Source organism: Christiangramia aquimixticola (assembly GCF_048285835.1).
Classification (GTDB): Bacteria; Bacteroidota; Bacteroidia; order Flavobacteriales; family Flavobacteriaceae; genus Christiangramia; species Christiangramia aquimixticola.
The window spans coordinates 268179-268745 of sequence record NZ_JBLVTL010000004.1 but is presented as its reverse complement, the minus strand read 5'-3'; positions in this window follow the sequence as shown (position 1 = coordinate 268745).

Genomic DNA, 567 nt, shown 5'->3' with positions numbered 1-567 from the left:
CAACAAAATGTAATCCCGATCACATTTATGGTCGGGATTTTTATTTTTATAACGAATTGAGTTGGGCGAGAAGTTTATCCTGAGCGAAGTCGAAGGAAGCCCTGGAAGGCCAACAAAGTGCAAAAAGCCTGAACGAAAGTTCAGGCTTTTTTAGTTTTCAGCTATTAGTTACTTGTTGGTAACACCGGTTCTTGAGACGGTTCTCTGTCTGATTTACGGAATTTTTATTTTAACGTCATCGCGAACGTAGTGACGCGATCTTACTGTTGAAAGTTCGAAACTTTCTATATTCTTTCATTTATCTAAAAGTCATTTCGAACGTAGTGAGAAATCTATTTTATGTTTCGTTTCTGTTAATTGGTTTAAACATGGAAGTAGGGGCAAATAATGAGATTGCCACGGCTTCGCCTCGCAATGACGGTTCTTAATTTAGAATTGAGTATTCAGTAGTGAGTAATAAGACGGTCTAACTTCCAGCGTCTTATATCAAGAGTCTGGATTACGGCTGCGTCTCGCAATGACTGTTCTTAATTTGGAGTTGAGTATTCAATAGTGAGTAATGATACT